The organism is Pedobacter miscanthi, assembly GCF_003315595.1.
In the GTDB taxonomy this organism is placed as follows: Bacteria; Bacteroidota; Bacteroidia; order Sphingobacteriales; family Sphingobacteriaceae; genus Pedobacter; species Pedobacter miscanthi.
The window spans coordinates 109,846-124,416 of the sequence record NZ_QNQU01000006.1 but is presented as its reverse complement, the minus strand read 5'-3'; the positions used below and the strand labels follow the sequence as shown (position 1 = coordinate 124,416).

At 40.1% G+C, this 14,571-nt stretch carries 17 protein-coding genes; 5 read left to right on the top strand and 12 right to left on the bottom strand.

All coding sequences use genetic code 11. The annotated features are described in order from the left end of the window. Positions 1–100: 100 nt before the first annotated feature. Entirely contained in the window at positions 101–1,837 is a 1,737-nt protein-coding gene (locus tag DRW42_RS08735) for a thiamine pyrophosphate-dependent enzyme (protein ID WP_113948452.1), read from the top strand. A gap of 102 nt (positions 1,838–1,939) precedes the next feature. Here the strand turns inward: DRW42_RS08735 and hppD are convergent, their stop codons facing one another. Both hppD and DRW42_RS08725 read right to left on the bottom strand, forming a co-directional pair. Further along, positions 1,940–3,070, bottom strand: a complete 1,131-nt coding sequence (hppD, locus tag DRW42_RS08730; protein ID WP_113948451.1) for a 4-hydroxyphenylpyruvate dioxygenase — start codon at positions 3,068–3,070, stop codon at positions 1,940–1,942. A 197-nt stretch (positions 3,071–3,267) separates the two neighbouring features. Beyond that, positions 3,268–4,428: a homogentisate 1,2-dioxygenase gene (locus DRW42_RS08725; RefSeq protein ID WP_113948450.1), complete on the bottom strand. Its 1,161-nt coding sequence runs from the start codon at positions 4,426–4,428 to the stop codon at positions 3,268–3,270. A 281-nt stretch (positions 4,429–4,709) separates the two neighbouring features. Here DRW42_RS08725 and DRW42_RS08720 point away from each other — a divergent pair, with 281 nt between their 5' ends. From DRW42_RS08720 to DRW42_RS08705, 4 genes are all read left to right on the top strand, one after another. Next, positions 4,710–5,165, top strand: coding sequence for a hypothetical protein (locus DRW42_RS08720; RefSeq protein WP_113948449.1), 456 nt, complete (start codon positions 4,710–4,712; stop codon positions 5,163–5,165). 66 nt (positions 5,166–5,231) lie between these two features. Next, on the top strand, positions 5,232–6,227 hold the full coding sequence (locus DRW42_RS08715) for a fumarylacetoacetate hydrolase family protein (RefSeq protein WP_113948448.1): 996 nt from the start codon (positions 5,232–5,234) through the stop codon (positions 6,225–6,227). A 203-nt stretch (positions 6,228–6,430) separates the two neighbouring features. After that, positions 6,431–7,318 (top strand): flavin reductase family protein, encoded by an 888-nt coding sequence (locus tag DRW42_RS08710; protein ID WP_113948447.1) that lies wholly within the window; start codon positions 6,431–6,433, stop codon positions 7,316–7,318. Positions 7,319–7,342: 24 nt separating this feature from the next. Beyond that, positions 7,343–7,948 carry a YdeI/OmpD-associated family protein gene (locus tag DRW42_RS08705; RefSeq protein ID WP_113948446.1) on the top strand — a complete coding sequence of 202 codons (606 nt, stop codon included), beginning with the start codon at positions 7,343–7,345 and terminating at the stop codon, positions 7,946–7,948. On the opposite strand, the gene DRW42_RS08700 is transcribed toward DRW42_RS08705, so the two are convergent. The 10 genes from DRW42_RS08700 to DRW42_RS08655 all read right to left on the bottom strand — a co-directional run bounded on the left by DRW42_RS08700 (position 7,949) and on the right by DRW42_RS08655 (position 14,256). Further along, on the bottom strand, positions 7,949–8,494 hold the full coding sequence (locus tag DRW42_RS08700) for a C40 family peptidase (RefSeq protein ID WP_244215228.1): 546 nt from the start codon (positions 8,492–8,494) through the stop codon (positions 7,949–7,951). 114 nt (positions 8,495–8,608) lie between these two features. After that, a complete protein-coding gene (locus DRW42_RS08695) occupies positions 8,609–9,001 on the bottom strand; it encodes a DUF4870 domain-containing protein (protein WP_113948444.1) in 393 nt (130 codons plus the stop codon). 53 nt (positions 9,002–9,054) lie between these two features. Next, on the bottom strand, positions 9,055–9,756 hold the full coding sequence (locus tag DRW42_RS08690; protein WP_113948443.1) for an SDR family NAD(P)-dependent oxidoreductase: 702 nt from the start codon (positions 9,754–9,756) through the stop codon (positions 9,055–9,057). A 56-nt stretch (positions 9,757–9,812) separates the two neighbouring features. Next, positions 9,813–10,175, bottom strand: coding sequence for a type II toxin-antitoxin system VapC family toxin (locus DRW42_RS08685; protein ID WP_113948442.1), 363 nt, complete (start codon positions 10,173–10,175; stop codon positions 9,813–9,815). A gap of 165 nt (positions 10,176–10,340) precedes the next feature. Next, entirely contained in the window at positions 10,341–10,592 is a 252-nt protein-coding gene (locus tag DRW42_RS08675; RefSeq protein WP_113948440.1) for a hypothetical protein, read from the bottom strand. A gap of 29 nt (positions 10,593–10,621) precedes the next feature. Next, positions 10,622–12,403 (bottom strand): aromatic amino acid hydroxylase, encoded by a 1,782-nt coding sequence (locus tag DRW42_RS08670; protein ID WP_113948439.1) that lies wholly within the window; start codon positions 12,401–12,403, stop codon positions 10,622–10,624. Positions 12,404–12,480: 77 nt separating this feature from the next. Further along, a complete protein-coding gene (locus tag DRW42_RS08665; protein ID WP_113948438.1) occupies positions 12,481–12,684 on the bottom strand; it encodes a hypothetical protein in 204 nt (67 codons plus the stop codon). Between the two features lie 38 nt (positions 12,685–12,722). After that, positions 12,723–12,878: a hypothetical protein gene (locus DRW42_RS28725; protein ID WP_158544303.1), complete on the bottom strand. Its 156-nt coding sequence runs from the start codon at positions 12,876–12,878 to the stop codon at positions 12,723–12,725. 110 nt (positions 12,879–12,988) lie between these two features. Further along, positions 12,989–13,486, bottom strand: coding sequence for a GtrA family protein (locus DRW42_RS08660; protein WP_113948437.1), 498 nt, complete (start codon positions 13,484–13,486; stop codon positions 12,989–12,991). 80 nt (positions 13,487–13,566) lie between these two features. Next, positions 13,567–14,256: a CAP domain-containing protein gene (locus DRW42_RS08655; protein WP_113948436.1), complete on the bottom strand. Its 690-nt coding sequence runs from the start codon at positions 14,254–14,256 to the stop codon at positions 13,567–13,569. Between the last annotated feature and the right edge of the window lie 315 nt (positions 14,257–14,571).

Genomic DNA, 14,571 nt, shown 5'->3' with positions numbered 1-14,571 from the left:
CCAAGTCATAATGGCTTCATTTATACCTTTTGTTTAAAACAATATACCCGCTTCGGCTATTTATTAGGTATATAAATCCCCCTTATTAAAAAATACTTTCATGGGTAAAAATGTTGCAGAACAACTGGTTGAAATGCTGGTTGAGGTTGGCGTAAAAAGAGTTTATGCCGTTACCGGAGACAGTTTGAATTATTTTAACGATGCCGTAAGAAGAAACGGCAAAATAAAGTGGATCCACGTACGCAATGAAGAGGTGGGTGCTTTTGCAGCTGCTGCCGAAGCCGAACTTGATGGGATTGCCTGTTGCGCGGGTAGCTGCGGACCAGGACACGTACATTTGATCAACGGACTTTACGATGCACACCGATCGCATGTTCCGGTAATTGCCATTGCCTCAACCATCCCTACAGGTGAATTTGGGATGGACTTTTTTCAGGAAACGAACACTATAAAATTATTCGACGATTGTAGTTATTATAACCAAGTAGCCACCACTGCCGAGCAGGCACCAAGGATGTTCCAAACGGCTGTTCAACATGCTATTCATAAAAAAGGTGTGGCTGTACTCGGTTTGCCCGGCGATGTGGCACAACTTGATGCGGTAGAAAGTGTAACTTCTATGCAATTGTTCAGCAATAAGCCCGTAATCCGTCCATCAGATTTTGAATTAAGTGAATTATCTTCTTTGCTGAACAGCGAAAAGAAAATTATGCTTTACTGTGGTATAGGTGCTGCTGATGCACATGATGAAGTTGTTGAACTGGCTGCCAAGTTAAAGGCACCTGTTGGATTTTCTTTCCGCGGTAAAATGGGCATCCAATATAATAACCCTTATGAAGTAGGCATGACGGGCCTTTTAGGCCAGCCATCGGGTTACCATGCCATGCATGAAGCCGATGTGGTGCTTTTACTGGGTACTGATTTCCCTTATGTAAACTTTATGCCCGTTAAGAATAAGATTGTGCAGATTGATGAAAAACCTGAACGTTTGGGCAGAAGGGCCAAATTAAGCATGGGACTATTTGGAAATATCAGCGATTCGATCAAAGCATTATTACCACGTGTTGCAGAAAAGAAAGATGATAGTTTTTTAAAGTCTCAATTGGAGTTTTATCAGAAAGTGAAAGAAACGCAGCAGGTTTATGTTAAAGATCAGGGTGAAGAGAATAAAATCCAGCCCGAATTTGTAGCCGAAACCCTGAACCGCCTAGCAGCAAATGATGCGATTTTTACGGTTGATACCGGAATGTGCTGTGTATGGGGAGCCCGTTTTATCGATGGCACAGGCCAACGTAAAATGCTGGGTTCTTTTAACCATGGCTCTATGGCCAATGCAATGCCAATGGCAATAGGGGCTGCGTTGGCTCATCCCCAGCAGCAGGTAATTGCACTTTGTGGTGATGGTGGTTTATCGATGCTTTTAGGCGATCTGGCAACCATTAAACAATATAATCTGCCGATAAAACTGATTGTTTTTAATAACAGGGCGCTTGGAATGGTGAAACTGGAAATGGAAGTTGATGGTTTGCCCGATAACGAAACGGATATGATCAATCCCGATTTTGCTTTAGTGGCCCAGGCCATGGGTTTTAAAGGAATTACAGTAGCTAAACCCGAAGAGGTGGAAACAGCGATCAGTCATGCATTAAGTGAGGAAGGACCTGTACTGTTAAACATCATGACCAATCCTAATGCTTTGGCGATGCCACCAAAAATAGAATGGGCACAGATAAAAGGCATGACCGAATCTATGGCAAAACTAATGCTTGGTGGTAAAATGAGTGAAGTTTTAGATACCATAAAATCGAATTATAAACACTTGGGGGAGGTTTTGTAAACTAAGAAGACGTCATCTCGACTGAAGCGCAGCGAAACGGAGAGATCTACCTCGAAACAGATCTCTCGACTACGCTATGCTCCGCTCGAGATGACGAATTGCTTATAAATTTCCTCGTAATTCCTGCTCGCGCTCTAAAGATTCGAAAAGTGCTTTAAAATTACCGGCACCGAAGCTCTGCGCTCCTTTACGCTGAATAATTTCGAAGAAAAGGGTAGGGCGATCTTCAACCGGTTTGGTGAAAATTTGTAAAAGATAACCTTCCTCATCACAATCAACTAAAATGCCCAGACTTTCCAACAATGATATTTCTTCGTCAATTTTACCTACACGTTCCGGCATCATATCGTAATAAGCTTCCGGCGGAGCGCTTAGAAATTCTACCCCACGTGATTTTAATTCTTTAACGGTTTTTACGATATCTTTTGTAGCCACAGCGATATGCTGTACGCCTTCGCCTTCATAATATTCGAGGTATTCTTCAATCTGCGATTTCTTTTTACCCTCGGCAGGCTCATTGATCGGGAATTTTGAATAACCGTTCCCGTTGCTCATCACCTTGCTCATTAAGGCTGAATACTCTGTGTTGATCTGTTTATCATCAAACGATAAGATGTTTACAAAACCCATTACATCTTCATACCATTGTACAGCCTCGTTCATACGGTTCCAGCCCACATTGCCCACACAATGATCGATGTATAAAAGGCCGGCATCTTGCGGTTGATAATCGCTTTCCCAAACACGGTAACCTGGCATAAATGTACCGTTATAGTTTTTGCGCTCAATAAACATGTGTACGGTTTCGCCATAAGTATAAATCCCGCTCATTTTAACTTCACCATACTCGTCTGTTAAGGTTTTAGGTTCCATGTACGGTTTCGCGCCACGTTTAGTGGTTTCTTCAAATGCACTGTAAGCATCATCTACCCAAAGGGCCAGTACTTTTACTCCATCGCCATGTTTCTTAACATGTTCCGAAATCGGGTGATCTGATTTTAATGCTGTAGTTAAAATCAACCTGATTTTTCCCTGTTGCAATACATACGAAGAACGGTCGCGCACACCGGTTTCTGGTCCGGCATAAGCCAAACTTTGAAAACCAAATGCGGTTTTATAATAGTGCGCAGCCTGTTTGGCATTGCCCACATAAAATTCGATATAATCTGTTCCGTTAATAGGCAGAAAATCTGGTGCTTTTGATATTTTTTCTGCAAATGTTTGTGTTTCCATTGTTTTGTATGTTGTAATGTTGTTGTTAATTGTTGTAAGGTTGGACGTTGAATTGTTTTAAGTTGCACTAATCTTCGGACCCCGGTCTTCCGACTTCGGACTATAGACTTCGGACTTAAGACTAAGGTATTCTTTAACCACCTAATCTTCGGACCCCGGTCTTCCCGACTTCGGACTATAGACTCAAGACTAAAAACCTATCCTTCCTGCCAGCTTTTGTGGTAATTCTCATCTTCAATATCCAACGCATCCTGAGTAAGAATTAAAGGTTTAAAAGGGTCGATCATTACCGCCAGTTCATCTGTTTTTTCTTTCCCTATTGATTTTTCTACCGTTCCGGGATGCGGTCCGTGGGGGATGCCGCCCGGGTGTAGCGTAATCTGTCCTTTAACTACGCTTTTACGACTCATAAAATCGCCATCCACATAATAAAGTACTTCATCGCTATCTACATTGCTGTGGTTATATGGTGCCGGAATCGAATCGGGGTGATAATCGTATTTGCGTGGTACGAAAGAGCAGACTACGAAATTGTGCCCTTCAAAAGTTTGGTGTACCGGGGGTGGTTGATGCAAACGGCCCGTTATCGGCTCAAAATCGTGGATCGAGAAGGCATAAGGGTAGTGGTAACCGTCCCAGCCTACGTAATCAAAAGGGTGTGTACCATAAGTATAGGGATAGATTAAGCCCTGTTTTTTGATTAATACCTTAAAATCGCCATATTCATCGTGGGTTCGCAGGTTTTCGGGTAATCTTAAATCGCGTTCGCAATAAGGCGAATGTTCCATTAGCTGACCAAACTGATTTAAGTACCGTTTTGGTGGCCTCAACGGACTAAAACTCTCTACGATGAAAAGCCTGTTCTGTTCATTGTCGAATTCCATCTGGTAAATGGTTCCCCTGGGGATGATGAGGTAATCACCATAAGCAAACTTGATTTCGCCAAAACCGGTTTTCAGTTTTCCTGAACCTTCGTGCACAAAGATCATTTCATCAGCCTGGCTGTTTTTATAGAAATAATCAGTCATTGATTTTCTTGGGGCGGCTAAAACGATGTGCAAATCACTATTTACCAGTACCGGTTTACGGCTTTTTAAAAAATCATCTTCAGGTTTAATATTGAAACCGATTAAGCTGGTGTGCTTTAAATGTTTCTCTCGTGCAATTTTAGGTTCTACGCTGTAAGCTTCGCCCAGGCTTTTAACAATGGTTGGCGGATGGCAATGGTAAACCAGCGAATATAAACTGGAAAAGCCTTCGGTTGATACCAATTCTTCGGCATAAAGATTTCCGTCGGGTTTACGGAAAACCGTGTGGCGTTTAGCTGGAATTTGCCCTAATTTGTGATAAATAGGCATAATAAAATGATGTTATGGTTAGAAAGAAAAAATCTTAATAAAATAAACAATCAAAACACAATTGCGTTTCGATTAAAAAGAAAGGGCGGGTAAATTACAGAGAATATTGCGCCATGATCAGCTTGGATAGCATCTTGTAACGGCGTGCCGCAATGGCGTCGTTAACAAGGGTAATATGTAATGCTTTTAAGATCATGGTTTTACTTCAGCCAAGGTAAGTATTTTATTTAAAAGTTGAAATTTTAATTACCTTTAATTACTTATTTATATTACTATCCCCTATGAAATTTATTTTTACATTCCTTGTATTTCTTGCATTAAGTTACACCGGTTTTGCACAGCATAAAGCCAAATATAATGTTAGGGTTGTAGACCGGAGCGGAAATGCCACCAGGGGTATTTTTTATGCCGTTTCAGATGAAGGCTTAACGGTTATCAGGAACCGGAAGGATACGGTAAAAATCAATGCCGATAACATCAGCGCGATATCCATTCACCGCAGGGGTATTGTTGCTCCGTTGGCCATTGCCGGCGGACTTACCTTTTTTATACTGGCCGCCAAAAGTGATAAACTGGTAGAATCTGTAGTGCTTATAGCTGCGGGTGTACCTGTAGGTGTATCGGGCGGATTATTGATCGGTAATTTACTCTCCAATAAAAAAAGGTACAAAAACCTGCAGCCCAAAGATTTCCCGCTCATCAAACCAAACCTTCAACAATATGCTGTGTTAAAATAATACAGTCAAGTTTGATTTTGAATAGGCTAATTGCTTAGCTTTACCGCGTATTTAACCAAATGATATATGAAACTAGTATCCTATAAAACCGAAGATAGAGAGCATCTTGGTGTGTTTGTAGATGGGCATATCTATAACTTAAATAGCTGCGATAAGCTGATTCCTGATAACATGAACGAATTTCTGCAGGGCGGTGAGGTATTGATGGAAAGGGCAAAACGTGTTGATGATCAGATTAAAGAGGGAAGCCTCAACGCGAAAGAAGAAATTTTTTATGAAATACTTGCCCCTGTTCCGCATCCTGCCAGTTGCCGTGATGGATATGCATTCCGTCAGCATGTGGCAGCGGCCCGCAGAAACAGAAAGGTTGATATGATTCCGCAGTTTGATGAATACCCGATCTTTTATTTTACCAATCATAACGCTATCCAGGGTACCGGCGAAATTGAATGCATGCCCGATCATTTTGATAAACTAGATTTCGAACTGGAGCTTGCTGTAGTTATCGGTAAAAAAGGAAGAAATATAAAGGCTGCTGAGGCTGATGGATACATTGCCGGATACATGGTAATGAACGATATGAGCGCCCGCACCTTACAAATGGAAGAAATGCTCTTAAATTTAGGCCCTGCCAAAGGAAAAGATTTTTCTACCGTAATCGGTCCGTGGCTGGTTACCCCTGATGAATTGTTGCAATATAAGGTGGCACCTAAAAAAGGACATGTGGGCAATGCTTACGATCTTAAAATGACCTGCAGGGTAAATGGTATCGAAGTTTCGAAAGGAAATGCAGCAGATATGGACTGGACTTTTGCCGAAATTATCGAACGTTGTGCCTATGGCGTGGATATTCTTCCCGGAGATGTAATCGGTTCCGGAACAGTTGGAACAGGCTGTTTCTTGGAATTAAATGGTACAGGTTTGCTTAACGATCCTGATTATAAAGTACAGTGGTTGCAGCCTGGTGATGTGGTGGAAATGGAAATTACAGGCCTGGGTGCTTTAACCAATACAATAACAAAGGCTGATACTGATTTTTCGATTTTAGCTTTGAAGAAGTAAGATAAAGTCGTTATCCTGATCCGATAGCTATCGGATTTATTTCAGGATCTCATAGAAAAGTCGTCATCTCGACCGGAACGCAGTGGAGCGGAGAGATCTATCTCAAGACAGATTTCTCGGCTCCGTTGAACTCCGCTCGAAATGACGGCCTTTATAAATTTTAGTCTCGGTTTTTAACCTTTTGCCAAACTAAACTATCACCCGTGCTAACCCTAAACACCTCCGATTTAACCCCTGTAGAACTTCAGAACTACCTGCAATACGCCATTGCGCCCAGGCCCGTTTGTTTTGCTTCAACAGTAGATGCCGAAGGGAATATCAATCTGAGTCCCTTCAGTTTCTTTAATATGTTCAGTACCAATCCGCCGATCTGCGTTTTTTCACCTTCCCGGAGGGTGCGCGATAATACCACCAAACATACTTTAGAAAATATCCATCAGATTAAAGAGTGTGTTATCAATATTGTAAATTACGATATGGTGCAGCAGATGAGCCTGGCCAGTACCGAATACGCCAAAGGTGTAAATGAGTTCGAAAAAGCCGGTTTTACCATGCTGAAATCAGATCTTGTTCGTCCGCCAAGAGTTGCAGAAGCACCAGTGCAGTTCGAATGTGTCGTAAATGATGTAATTCCGTTAGGAGACAGCCATGGAGCGGGAAACCTGATTTTGGCTGAAATCAAACTGATCCACATTAACGAGGAAATTTTGGATGAAAGCGGAAAAATTGATCAGCATAAAATAGACCTTGTGGCCCGTTTAGGTGGCGACTGGTATTGCAGGGTAACAAACGATAACCTGTTTAAAGTTGCTAAACCCCTTGCAAAATTGGGAATAGGGGTAGACCGCTTACCGCAATCGGTCCGCTTTTCGAAAGTGTTAACCGGAAATGATCTGGGGATGTTGGGCAATGTTGAACATTTACCAGGCGACGAAGAAATCGACCTGATCAGCACTCACGCTGATGTGAAAGAAGTGCTCGATGCCACTATTGGCGATAGTACAAACCGCGAAAGGGAATTGCACGAACTGGCAAAGAAATTTCTGAATAATGGCGAAGTTGAACTTGCTTTAAAGATAGTTTTGCTTTAAATTTAAGTACCCAAACTTTTAGCCATGCACACCCTCGTTCAGGTAGACCAGTATATCATCAATTCGGCCGAATTTGCCATTCCGATTTTGGACCATTTAAGAAATCTGGTACACAAAGCTGATGCACGTATCGAAGAAAAAATGAAGTGGGGTATGCCTTTTTTTGATTATAAAGGTACTGTTTGCCACATGGCTTCATTTAAAAACCATTGCGCCTTTGGTTTCTGGAAAGGTTCCCTAATAAACGATGAATACGGTATTTTTAAAGAACGCTCAGAAGCCATGGGTTTACTGGGCAAAATAACTTCTTTTGATGATCTGCCTGCGGATGAAATCCTTATTGCTTACATTCAGCAGGCCATTAAATTAAATGAAGACAATATAAAATTGCCGCCAAAACCAAAATCTACCGAAAAGAAAGAACTTATTATTCCCGGATACCTGATGGAGGCTTTGAACGAAGATCCGGAAGCTTTAGCTGTTTTTCAGAATTTTAGTCCATCCAACAAAAAAGATTATGTAATGTGGCTCGAAGAAGCCAAAACAGAAGCTACACGTTTAAAAAGACTGGAAACTACCTTAGAGTGGCTTGCAGAAGGCAAAACAAGAATGTGGAAATATAAAAAGTAATTAAAGGATACTCACAATTTTCATAAAACGGGCTTTGTAATGCCCATCAAGATCGGTAATGGTTACCTGATGTGCTTTACCCGAAGAAGCATGGATGAATTTGATCCCGTTTTCGTCAATAGAATAAACAATGCCAACATGGCCAATTCTTCTTACTCTTGAATTACTGCCGGTAAAAATCAATACATCACCTACTTTTGCATTTTCGAGGCTGGTTTCTTTACCCGCATAACTAAATTCGCGTGAAGAACGCGGAACTTTAAAGCCAAAATTACTGAACACATAACTTACAAAACCAGAGCAATCGAAACCAACTTTTGGATTGCTTGTAGCATAACGATAGGGGATACCCAACATGCTTTTGGCAAAATCAATAAGTGAAGTAGAATTGGTTTGATTGGTATTTTCGGTAATGGTTGTGTTTTTTGGCAGATTGGCAACCAGTTGCTTTACCAGTTCCTGGTATTGTGCGGGTAAGATGGTTTGGGCTTTTCCTGCCGTGGCAGACAAAATGAGAAACGAAATGGCAAATATTATTTTCTTCATATGTTGGAACCAAAGATATAAAAAATATCTAAAGTCGATTAAAATGTTGAAAATGAGTTGAAACAAAAAAGTCTGGGCAAAATGCCCAGACCATAAATAAAATATTTGGTTCTGTTAAATACTTGGGAACATGGTTTGAGCTTTATCGCCGATTAATGGAATAGGTTTCTTTTGTCCCTGAATAGCGGCAATTAATCCGATAATCCAAAATACGAAAAGTACAACCTGAATAACGCGAAGAATATAATAACTTCCTCCAAAGCCGGTTGCAAAAATTACCGGAATTAAAAATAAACTTAAGCCCCAACTTATCACTGTAGATACCAAATGGAATAGCAGCGTTTGTTTTAAATGGTAGCGGCTTAATTCTGTTTTGTTATCTTTATACATGGCGAAATAGGCAATTATCCACCCAATAAACCAAAAGTAGCTTACTATCGCCGCGTTTTTTCCATTGTCGGCAGTTTTAAAAGGAGAATTTGTTTCAAAAGGAGAATTTGTTTCCATAGATATTTTTTAGTTTTTTAGATTACAAGTGTAAATTACTAAAAATTATCATATTATGGCGTAGTAACCGCAACAGGTAAAATTTTGCCGTTAAAGAATTTGTGTCCGGTTTTTGCAAAATCGGCAACATATTTCCCCATTTCGAAAGCCATCACCGGACTTTGATATCCCGGAAAAGCAGCTTCCAGCATTTCTGTTTGCGCCGATCCTAATGCCAGGCAATTTATCTTGATCCCTGTTTCGGCCAGTTCAAATGCCAAACATTCGGTTAGTGTGTGCAGTGCTGCCTTACTTGCCGAATAAGCCGATAAGCCCGGAAATTTCACACTGCCCTGAAAACCGCCCATACTGCCAATATTGACGATATGGCTGCCGCCCTGCATTAAGGGTAAAAGATTCTGGATCATCCTGAAATGTGATATCACATTGCTCTGCAACATCTCGCCCAGATCAGCCTCTGTGGTTTCTAAAAAAGGTTTATTAATTAATGCACCCGCATTATTGATCAGGATATCGATAGTGCCCAGGCGTTCCTTTAAAAAAGGGACCAATACTGCATAATCGTCGTTTACAATATCGAATTCTACTGGTAAAAGTGTGCAGTCGGGATTAATGCCCCTTGCAATTTCAAGCAGTTTACGCAATTTATCGGCCGAGCGTGCAACGGCAACAATCTTATTCTCTTTATGTAAGCTAAACTCTAAAGCCGTTTCGAAACCGATTCCGCTACTTGCGCCTGTAATTATAATGTTCATTAAAAAATGTTAAAAATTTATGTAAAGTTAAAAGGTTAAAGTGGAAGAAATCAACTTTAAATCAGTATTAATTCAATATCTGGAATTAATTTGAAGCCTTTATCAGATGTAACTAATGGGATTTGAAGAAATTTTGATGTAGCTGCAATAATTGCATCTGGTGTTTTAATTTTAAACTTTTGTCGTATAGAAATGGCTATTCTTTTTATTTCTGAATTCAGTTCAATAATCACACAATCGCTCAAGAGAGATTCAAGAGATAATTTTTCTTCTTTTGATAATAGATGCCATCCAAGTAGTTCTATTTCGGATATTACAGATACAATGGCTGTACCATCAAGAAATGGCTCAGTTTTCTCTAATCCCTCGTGTACATCGATAAGAAAATTTGTATCAGCAACAAAACTAAATGAACTCATCCCTTAACTTTTTTTGGTAATCCACACTGTCTAAGTTTCGTTGTAGTTTTCCAAAATGTTTACGTAAGGATTTTTTAACAACTCCTGAAGAGGCCTTCTGGATTGCTTCAAGAACTTTTTCTTTAGTAACAGGTTGCTTAATTTCAATTATCATATTCAAATTAGTTAATTGATTTCCCATTCATCTCTTAAATCACTTTGCCATTTAGATGGATCCTTAATATCGTTGAACATTAAATTTCCTTCTATATTATCAATTGCTTTTTTTAATTTCTGATAAGATCCCCTTTGTTCCTCAACCATATTTGGCTGATGGGTTTTGATATCAACATCTCCTACAAAAGATAATGCCTTGAGCATCTTTTCAAGAAGCACTGCATTTTGTTCGTTATCTACTTGTACTGTGATGGTTGTCATAATGTAAAGTTAATAAAATTAAAGATAAATCAATCCTCAACAAGCAACTGGCTCACCGGATTTTTAATCACATGCAAACCATCATTAATCAGTTTTGTATGATCTAACTCTTTGCCGGCTTTAATTTCAAGATAAACCTGGATCTCCTTTTCCAGTTGGTGATAAATTTTTTTATGGTAGATGATTTCGAGGATTTCCAAAGCACAAAGCCAATCCTGACGGTGATCTGTTTTCAATTGTTTGAAAATTCCGTCAAGTTCTTCAAGATTTTCGCCACTTTCCCTAATTTCCCTAACCTTTTTGTATAAAGCATGCAATTTCAGGGTTTTATCATCGTAGGTAATTTGATGCGTTTTCTCCCCGCTGATCAGGGTAATCTCCTCGTATGCATCTTTATCTGCAGCACCGTTAAATACCGACACAATTTTTTCGCCAACTGCCATATCGTACGGGCCCCATTCGGGTTTGAAAAGGATATTCCCACTGCTTTCAGTAACCGTACAATCGTTAAAGGCAATTAAAATAACTTTATTTTCTCTGATGAGAATATCTTTAACTGTACCAACAACTTTAATTCCGCTTTCAAATAAAAGCACTGTTTCAACGCCTAAAATGATACCGGCAGACTCTAAATCTGTTGTATTGTAATCTTTAAGTGCTTTTTCTGCATCTTTTAACCGGCCAACCGGCGATGAAAAACCATCTGCATGGTAATCTTTTCCGTGCGACTCCAATTGTTTTCCATTAAAAGCCAGTGCCGATGCTCCTGTGGTTTTAATAAAGGTAACCTCATCTTTTGGGTTAATGCCCATATCGGTAAATATACCGCTTACCTGCAAACCTGAACTGTAAACTGCAGTGGCTACGTTTTTACAGGCAATGGCTTTCATAATGCTTTCCGAACCGCCTTTTCTAAAGGCCATGGTATCGGCAAATTCTTCCAGCACATCAATCAGGTTCTGGAAAGTTTCGGTAACAAAAAGCTGTGGTTGCGGTTTGGTAATATCATAAGCATAATTGATGGTATCAATATTATACCAGAGTTTCGCCACATCTACTTGCATGCAGCTTGCACTTTCGCCGATGGAAGAAAGCAATCCGGCGCCGTAAATTTTTGGATTCTCTAAAGTGCCGATCAGGCCATATTCAACTGTCCACCAGTGTAAACGGCCAAGTAAAGCCATTTCAGATGGTTCGCCCATGTTCTCGCTGATGTATCGCAATTCTTTTTCTGCTTTGGCAATCTGAAATTCATCGGCATCTACAGCTTCCTTCAAAATGGAAAGTTTCCTGATGGCTTCGTAGAGTTCAAAATCCTTTGCCGAAAACATGGCTTTTGCTCCGATTGATCCGAAATAACTGAGGTAGTTATTGTAATCGGTATCGGCAATAATTGGTGCGTGGCCGGCACTTTCGTGTATAATATCCGGTGCCGGGGTATATTCGATGTGGTTAATCTGGCGGATATCGGCCGCAATTACCAGAACGCGGTAAGCCTGATATTCCATAAAAGCTGCAGGCGGAATAAAACCATCAACAGTTACTGCGCCCCAGCCAATTTTGCCCAGGTTATCATTCATGGTTTGTAGATCGGGGATGTGCTCAATACTTAAACCAGCACGCTGTAAACCTTTTATATATGGATAATAAGCAACATTTTTAAGGTAACTGTAATTTTGGCGCATTACATAACGCCAAACCGCCTGATCGATCGGCGTATATTTTTCGTAATTCTGGGCAACAATAAATTGCATTAAATGATTGGGCAATTTAGCTACCTGCGCATTATTAAAATCATTAAAATGGCTCATGGTTTTTATGAAAATAAGTTGGTCGGCAGCTAAGTTATGATGTTGTTTTTATCTTCACAAGAAAGCAGCCGCATAAATTAACAGGTTAGGGTAATAAAGGTTTCGGTGAGTGAAAAAGATAAAGTTGATAATCTATTATTGATTTGGAAAGGTGCTGTGGTATTTCCATCGTGAAGCTCCGGTCGGGCTGTTCGCTGTATCCCCGATGTAAAATCGGGGATGCCGCTTCCATCCCGTTTACTTACAAAGGTTTGTGCTAATGAACCTGGGTTAGGCATCATGCGCCAAAGCTATTCCGTGTTAATCTGAGTCTCCGTGGCTAAAAACCCTTTTCTTTGCAATTTGCTATAAAAACAAAAATAGTAGCACCACTGTGGCCACTTAAACCCGATTGCAGCGGACATACCGATCCTTCATCGGTATAAAGCGAAAAGCGGGGCTGTAAAATCCAATTAGCACCGTAATTGCTTTCCAAAAAACGATAAATTATATGAAGCAAATGGGATAGGCATGGTGTGCAACTACTATTCCGTGTTAATCAGTGCATCCCCACCTGAATTATCGGCTAGGCGTGGCAAAAAGATATTAATCTTTTTTCCCGATTTTCTTCACGCTGAAAGTAAAGTAATGCTGGTACAAATAACTGAAAAGTGCCATCAAAACCGAAACTACAATCCGCGACAGCATCGATAAAGTGGGGTAATCGCGTAAAAGTTCCAGTAAGAACTTCAATAACACATAATTGGCCAGAATATTAATGAACTGCAGGTTTAAAAACCTGAAAAGCTGTACGCGGCCTTTTAATTCGCTGTGGGTAAATATGATATATTTATTAAGCAAAAAACTGGTTGGGATAGCCACTGCATAATCTACCAGTAACGAAGCCGTTTCCCTTTGCAGCACAATAACCCCAAAGTTTACTTCTTCTGTTTGAAAGATAAAAAAATAAGCGAAATAATAGCTTAAAATGCCGAGTAATAAAGTACCGCCACCAGTTGCCAGATATCTGAAATTATGTAAAGAAATAAATTTTTTAAACGGAGGATGAAAAAAATCTATTACGGCTAAAATGGCGTTACGCATTATTTAAAACTGTTCTGTTATTTTGGGGCGCAATTTACAATTTAATTTTTATTGACGCCCGAATAAGATTATTTAAGCTTTTATTGATTATTGGTATAATAGGCGGGTTGTGCCACAAAATCGATCACTGCACACCAGCTATAAGATGGATGTGGTTGTATGCTCACACCAACCGTATTTAGCTTATATTTTTGATCTAATAAGTTAAACCGATGACCAAGCGAAGGAACACCACAATCCAATAATAGGTGGCAAACAATATCGAGGCTGTTCGAATAGCCAAAATCGATATTTTCGCTCATGGCCCTGTTTGGAAAGTATTTGGATAAACGTTTCGAAAATTTATCGCCGTTGCTGCTTTCGTGCGTGTCGAGGTTGTTCCGGTTTAAATCCTGTGCATGACCACGACTTAACATAGTGAGTTTATCATCAGGGTAGAATACCTGCAGGTTTTTTACACCGCGCAAATGTTTCAATAAAGAGGTATAATATGAGTTATTCCGGGTAATCCGCAGTTCGTTATAGTTTCTATATTGCCTTACTTTGGCATTGTAGTTATTGATGTAATCTTCTAAAAATGTGTAATAAAACTTTTCGCCATCAATGCGGATCAGGTTCATATACATCACCACATTTTTCTCTTCGTTGGTTAAATAGGAAGCATTTGCAGCGGTATTTGCCCTGCGGAATTCGGCATCTGTCCACTTTTGGGCATTTACCTGTTTTGCAAAAAGAAAAAATAATAGGGTAGGTAGAAGTATTTTATGCATCTGATGGTTTTCATGGATAACGCCAATTGATGCGGTTTATTTTCTGCTTAGAGATTTTGTTCGGCGCTGAGTAGTTAGCGTTTGACGCAGAATAGATGAAAGATAAAAAATGACCACCAAGGCAAGAAGCCACAGAGAAATTTGCCTTCGTGTCTTGGTGCCTTCGTGTCTTGGTGCCTTCGTGTCTTGGTGCCTTCGTGGTCAAAAAACTGTTGATTTTTCTATTAGAATAACCACCAAGGCACGAAGCCAGAGAGAAAGTTGCCTTCGTGTCTTGGTGCCTTCGTGTCTTGGTGCCTTCGTGGTCAAAAAACT

Excerpts from the sequence above, each read along its gene's own strand:
- DRW42_RS08735 (WP_113948452.1), top strand. The coding sequence starts at position 101 with ATGGGTAAAAATGTTGCAGAACAACTGGTTGAAATGCTGGTTGAGGTT.
- hppD (WP_113948451.1), bottom strand. The coding sequence starts at position 3,070 with ATGGAAACACAAACATTTGCAGAAAAAATATCAAAAGCACCAGATTTT.
- DRW42_RS08725 (WP_113948450.1), bottom strand. The coding sequence starts at position 4,428 with ATGCCTATTTATCACAAATTAGGGCAAATTCCAGCTAAACGCCACACG.
- DRW42_RS08720 (WP_113948449.1), top strand. The coding sequence starts at position 4,710 with ATGAAATTTATTTTTACATTCCTTGTATTTCTTGCATTAAGTTACACC.
- DRW42_RS08715 (WP_113948448.1), top strand. The coding sequence starts at position 5,232 with ATGAAACTAGTATCCTATAAAACCGAAGATAGAGAGCATCTTGGTGTG.
- DRW42_RS08705 (WP_113948446.1), top strand. The coding sequence starts at position 7,343 with ATGCACACCCTCGTTCAGGTAGACCAGTATATCATCAATTCGGCCGAA.
- DRW42_RS08700 (WP_244215228.1), bottom strand. The coding sequence starts at position 8,494 with ATGAAGAAAATAATATTTGCCATTTCGTTTCTCATTTTGTCTGCCACG.
- DRW42_RS08695 (WP_113948444.1), bottom strand. The coding sequence starts at position 9,001 with ATGGAAACAAATTCTCCTTTTGAAACAAATTCTCCTTTTAAAACTGCC.
- DRW42_RS08690 (WP_113948443.1), bottom strand. The coding sequence starts at position 9,756 with ATGAACATTATAATTACAGGCGCAAGTAGCGGAATCGGTTTCGAAACG.
- DRW42_RS08685 (WP_113948442.1), bottom strand. The coding sequence starts at position 10,175 with ATGAGTTCATTTAGTTTTGTTGCTGATACAAATTTTCTTATCGATGTA.
- DRW42_RS08675 (WP_113948440.1), bottom strand. The coding sequence starts at position 10,592 with ATGACAACCATCACAGTACAAGTAGATAACGAACAAAATGCAGTGCTT.
- DRW42_RS08670 (WP_113948439.1), bottom strand. The coding sequence starts at position 12,403 with ATGAGCCATTTTAATGATTTTAATAATGCGCAGGTAGCTAAATTGCCC.
- DRW42_RS08665 (WP_113948438.1), bottom strand. The coding sequence starts at position 12,684 with ATGATGCCTAACCCAGGTTCATTAGCACAAACCTTTGTAAGTAAACGG.
- DRW42_RS08660 (WP_113948437.1), bottom strand. The coding sequence starts at position 13,486 with ATGCGTAACGCCATTTTAGCCGTAATAGATTTTTTTCATCCTCCGTTT.
- DRW42_RS08655 (WP_113948436.1), bottom strand. The coding sequence starts at position 14,256 with ATGCATAAAATACTTCTACCTACCCTATTATTTTTTCTTTTTGCAAAA.